The sequence below is a fragment of the Nocardia sp. NPDC050630 genome (assembly GCF_044457245.1).
Lineage (GTDB): Bacteria > Actinomycetota > Actinomycetes > Mycobacteriales > Mycobacteriaceae > Nocardia.
Genome location: NZ_JBITGN010000052.1, coordinates 1 through 5,475, shown reverse-complemented (window position 1 = coordinate 5,475; position 5,475 = coordinate 1). Strand labels below are relative to the sequence as shown.

The window sequence follows — 5,475 nt, the reverse complement described above, 5'->3', positions numbered from 1 at the left end:
CGTCATGTGGGGAAGATCGTGTTGAGGGTGCCGCGGCGGCCGGATCCGGGTGGGACGGTGCTGATTACTGGTGGTACGGGTGGGTTGGGTGCGCTCGTAGCACGGCATTTGGTGACCGAACATGGGGTGCGCCATCTGGTCCTGGCCAGCCGCCGAGGCGGGGCGGCACCAGGCGCGGGACAGTTAGCGGCCGAATTGACCGAGCTAGGAGCGAAGGTGCGCATTGTGGAATGCGATGTCGCCGACCGCGATTCGTGTCAGGAGTTGTTGGCGCAGATACCGCGCGAGCACCCGCTGACCGCGCTGGTTCATACGGCTGGTGTGCTCGACGACGGTGTGCTCGGTGCGCTGACGCCGGAGCGATTGCGGAATGTGTTGGCGCCGAAGGCTGATGCTGCGTGGCATTTGCACGAGTTGACGCGTGGGCTGGATTTGGCGTGGTTCGTGTTGTTCTCCTCGGTCGCGGGTGTGCTCGGTTCGCCGGGGCAGGCGAATTATGCGGCGGCGAATGCCTTTCTGGATGAGCTGGCGGCGTTGCGGCAGCGGTCGGGGCTGGCGGCGGTGTCGATCGATTGGGGCCTGTGGGCCGGCGAGGCCGGAATGGGGGGCACCCTCGATACCGGCGATACCGCACGCATCGGACGCGACGGTGTGCGGCCGTTGTCGACCGAAGCGGGGCTGGCCTTGTTCGATGCCGCCGTGACACAGGCCGATCCTGTCGTGGTCGCGGCCGACTTCGATCCGGTGGCACTACGTGATGCCGCACGCGTGGTGCCGGTTCTCGGTGACCTCGTCGGCGGTCGCCCGGCCGCGGCGCAGGGGCCTGTCGCGCACGCTCGGTTGGAGCTTGCCGGGCTCACGGACGACGCGCAGGTCAAGCAGTTGCTGGAGACCGTCCGGACACAGATCGCAATCGTGCTCGGGCATGGACGGTCCGACCAGATCGATTCGGTCGCGAACTTCCGCGACCTCGGATTCGATTCGCTGACATCGGTCGAACTTCGCAACCGCGTCAAATCCGTGACTGGCCTGCAACTTCCGGCAACCGCGGTCTACGACCATCCGACACCCACCGCGCTCGCGCAATACCTCCACCGGCAGGTCGTCGGTGAACGGCCGGCAGGGGTGATGCGGGAGCTGACGCGTCTGGAGGCGTCGCTGGCACAGCTCGAGCCGAACGACGATGTCCTGATGGAGGTATCGGCTCGGTTGGCGGCGCTGGTAGGGGAAATCGCCGCGCGCGGCCGGCCGAAGCCCCCGGACGACGACGATCTGCGCTCGGCGAGCGCGGATGAACTCGTCGACATGATCCGACGCGAGTTCGGCAAGTCATGACCGGCACGCAAGCAGTGGGAAAGGGATGTGCACCGTAGTGGTCACCGAGAACGAACTCCTCGAGAATCTGCGGTGGGTCACGGCCGAACTGCGCAAGGTTCGCCAGCGCGAGCGTGAGCTGGTCGAGGCCGCGCGGGAGCCGGTGGCGATCGTCGGTATCGGATGCCGGTTTCCGGGTGCGGTGTCCTCGCGGCACGGTCTGTGGGATCTGGTTGCCGAGGGCCGCGATGTCGTCGGCGAGTTCCCGGGCGACCGCGGCTGGGCCGATGACCTGTACGATCCCGATCCCGGAGCACGCGGCAAGTCCTACACCCGGACGGGTGGATTCCTTTATGACGCTGCCGAATTCGATGCCGAGTTCTTCGGCATCAACCCGCGCGAGGCGGCGGCGATGGACCCACAGCAACGATTGCTGCTCGAAATCTCCTGGGAGGCACTAGAAGACGCGGGTATCGATCCGCACTCGTTGCGCGGTAGCGACACCGGTGTATTCGCCGGGGTCATGCAACACGACTACGGGTTCGCGGCCTTGCGCAGTGAGCGCCGCGACGAAGTGGAGGGCTACATTACGGTCGGCGCGACGGCAAGCGTCGTATCGGGGCGAGTCGCCTACACACTCGGCTTGATCGGCCCGGCCGTGACGGTCGACACCGCGTGTTCGTCCTCGCTGGTGGCACTGCATCAGGCATGTCAGGCGCTGCGCTCCGATGACTGTGATATGGCGCTGGCCGGTGGCGTCACGGTGATGGCCACGGCCGAGCCGATGTTCGTCGAATTCAGCAGGCAGGGCGCGCTGGCGCCGGACGGACGATGTAAGTCCTTCGCGGAGTCCGCCGACGGCGTGGCGTGGGGCGAGGGCGCGGGGATCGTCGTGCTGGAGCGGCTGTCGCGCGCTCGAGCCGAGGGACACCGGGTATTGGGGGTGATCCGCGGGAGTGCGGTCAACCAGGACGGTGCGAGCAACGGGTTGACCGCGCCGAACGGTCCGTCGCAAGAACGAGTCATCCGGACGGCATTGGCGAATGCGGGTTTGGCGCCCGACGATATCGATCTCGTCGAAGCACACGGGACCGGAACGCGGCTGGGCGATCCGATCGAGGCGCAGGCGTTGCTGGCCACCTACGGAGGCAATCGGGATCAGCCGGTATGGCTCGGTTCGGTGAAGTCGAACATGGGCCACACTCAGGGGGCGGCCGGCATCGCCGGAGTGATCAAGATGGTGGAGGCGATGCGCCATCGGATGATGCCGCGCACGCTGCACGTGGACGCGCCGACCTCGCATGTGGATTGGGGCGCGGGCAATGTGGAACTGCTCACCGAGTCGCGGGCGTGGGAGGAGTCGCCGGGGCGGCCGCGGCGGGCGGCCGTATCGTCGTTCGGGATCAGTGGCACGAACGCGCATGTGATCCTCGAGGAGGCAGCGGCACCGGCTCCCGAAACGACACCGGTGGCGGTGCTACCTGCGGTGCCGTGGGTGCTGTCCGGTCGATCCCCGCAGGCGGTTGCCGCCCAGGCCGATCGGCTGCGCAAGTGGCTGTCCGCCAACCCCGCGGCGACGGCGCTCGATGTCGGAGTCTCGCTCGCCGGACGGGCTCAGCTCGGACATCGCGCGGTGATCGTGGGCGAGAACCGCGCGGAACTGGTCGTCGGGTTGGCCGATATCGCCGCGACGCGCGGCATTTCCGGTGAAACCGTATTCGTCTTTCCCGGTCAGGGTGCGCAGTGGGCGGGTATGGGCCGCGCGCTCGCCGAGGTGTTCCCGGTATTCGCGGAGGGCTTCGACGCCGCGCTGGCCGCGGTCGAGCCGTTCGTCGGCGCCGTGCCCGTGCGAAATACCCTGTGGGGCAACGACGAGCAAGCGGTCGCGGCGACGATCGTCGCGCAGTGCGGACTGTTCGCGATGGGTGTGGGGCTCTCGCGACTGCTGGCCGCCTGGGGTGTCCGACCCGCGCTTGTGATCGGGCATTCGGTGGGTGAGATCACCGCCGCTCACATCGCCGGGGTGTTGTCGCTCGCGGATGCGGCGCGCGTGGTCGGCGTGCGTGCGCGGTTGATGGCCGGGCTGCCGAGCGGCGGTGCCATGGCTTCGATCGCGGTGACGGTCGACGAGATCGGTGAGCTGCCCGCGGGTGTGTCGATTGCGGCGGTGAATACGGCGGGGTCGGTGGTGGTTTCGGGTCCGGAGCCCGCAATAGCCGAACTCGAGCGGCGTTGGGCGGAACGCGGCCCCAAGCGGCTGCGGGTCGGTCACGCATTCCATTCCGAGCTGATGGAGCCGATGCTCGACGAGTTCGCGGCGGCAATCGCGGAGATCAGGCCGGGGCGGGCGCGAATCCCGGTGGTCTCGAATGTGACCGGACGGTTGGCCGACGCCGAGTACGGCACGGTCGAATACTGGGTGCGGCATGTGCGTGAACCGGTGCGGTTCGCCGACGGCGTCACCGCGGCACTGGCCGCAGGTGGGACCCGATTCGTGGAGTTGGGACCCGGCAGTTCGGCATCGGCGATGGTTGCCGAAACGGTGGACGCCGCGGCGACGACGATCCCGCTGCTGCGGCACGGACAGCCGGAAGCGCGTTCGGTGATATCCGGAGTGGGTCGGCTGTGCACCGCAGGCGGTGCCGTCGACTGGGCCGCTTGCTTCGCGGGAACAGGTGCGCGGCGGGTGGATCTGCCGACGTATGCGTTTCAGCGGCAGCACTATTGGCTGACCGCGTCGCGCGGTGATGTTTCGGGTTCGGGGCTGATCGAGTGGCGGCATCCGGTGTTGGCTGCCGGGTTGGAGGAACCGGACTCGGGTGGGCTGCGCCTGACCGGTCGTCTGTCGGTGGCGGGTCAGCCGTGGCTGGCCGATCACCGGATGCTGGGGTACGTGCTGTTTCCGGCAACGGGTTTCGTGGAACTGGCATTGCAGGCCGGTTCGGCGTGCGAGTGCCCGGTCGTTCGCGAGCTGACACTGCGAGCGCCACTGGTAGTTCCCGATCAGGGTGCGGTAGCTGTACAAGTGGTCGTCCGCGGCGACTCGGGTGCGCGGGAGCGCTCGCTGTCGGTGTACGCGCGGGTCGAAGGTAGCGACGGCGGGTGGGTCTGCCACGCCGAGGGAGTGCTGGCCACTGAACAGACGGTATCGGTCCCGATGCACCCGGCATGGCCACCCTCCGATGCGGTGGAACTGGACGCGCAGGCCGCGTATGAGCGGTTGGCGGCAGCTGGATACGGGTACGGCCCGGCTTTCCGGGCGGTGCAAAGTATCTGGCGCAACCACGATGGATTGTTCGCGGAGGTGGCCCTGCCCGATTCGGTGGAGGTCGCCGGGTTCGGTATCCATCCAGCGTTGCTCGACGCCGCCGTGCATGCGGCCGCGCTCGGGTCGGTGGATGTGGGCGCGGAGTTGCGGTTACCGTTCGTGTGGGAGGGAACGGCATTGTCGGCGGGGGATGCGCGTCGACTTCGCGTCCGGATCACCTTGTCGGACAACAATATCGGGCAGCTGGATGGCTTCGACGGTGCGGGACGTCCGGTGGTGTCGGTGCGGCGGCTGGTGACCCGACCCGTCACCGCGGACCAGCTGGCACTTGTTGGTGACCGGGAAACGATTGCGCTGCAACAGGTGCAGTGGCTCGCGGTGCACGGTCGGCACGTCGTCACCGACAGCGACGCGGGTCGGGTCGTGGACCTGGCCGATTGGCGGTCAGCCATCGACGCCGGGGCGGCGCCGGAGGTGCTCGTGGTGAATTGCTCCGGTAGGGGTAGCGTTTCGGACACGGTCGTCGACACGTTGGAGCTTGTGCAGTGGTTCGTGGCCGACGAACAGTTGAACCATGCACGGCTGGTCGTCTTGACCGGCGGACTCGCGGGCGCAGCGGTGCGCGGTCTGGTGCGTTCCGCCCAGGCCGAGGAGCCGGGGCGAATCCTATTGGTGGACCTGCGCGGCGATGCCGGTGAGCTGGATTTCGCGGGATTGTGGGCGTTGGGCGAGCCGGAGGTCGCGATCCGCGACGGCGAGGTGTTTGTGCCCAGGTTGGCACCGGCGGACACCGGTGCCCTGGTGCTGCCGGAGGGGGACTGGCGGCTGGCTGTGGCGAACAGTGGTGTGTTGGATGGCGTTGGGTTGGTGAGTGATTCACCTGGCGGCGGTGA

At 68.0% G+C, this 5,475-nt stretch carries 2 protein-coding genes; both read left to right on the top strand.

The window, feature by feature from the left end:
* Positions 1-1,335 (top strand): type I polyketide synthase (locus tag ACIBG0_RS41985; protein WP_397041212.1); only part of this gene is annotated, 1,335 nt, incomplete at its 5' end.
* Between the two features lie 25 nt (positions 1,336-1,360).
* Positions 1,361-5,475 (top strand): type I polyketide synthase (locus ACIBG0_RS41980; RefSeq protein ID WP_397041210.1); only part of this gene is annotated, 4,115 nt, incomplete at its 3' end.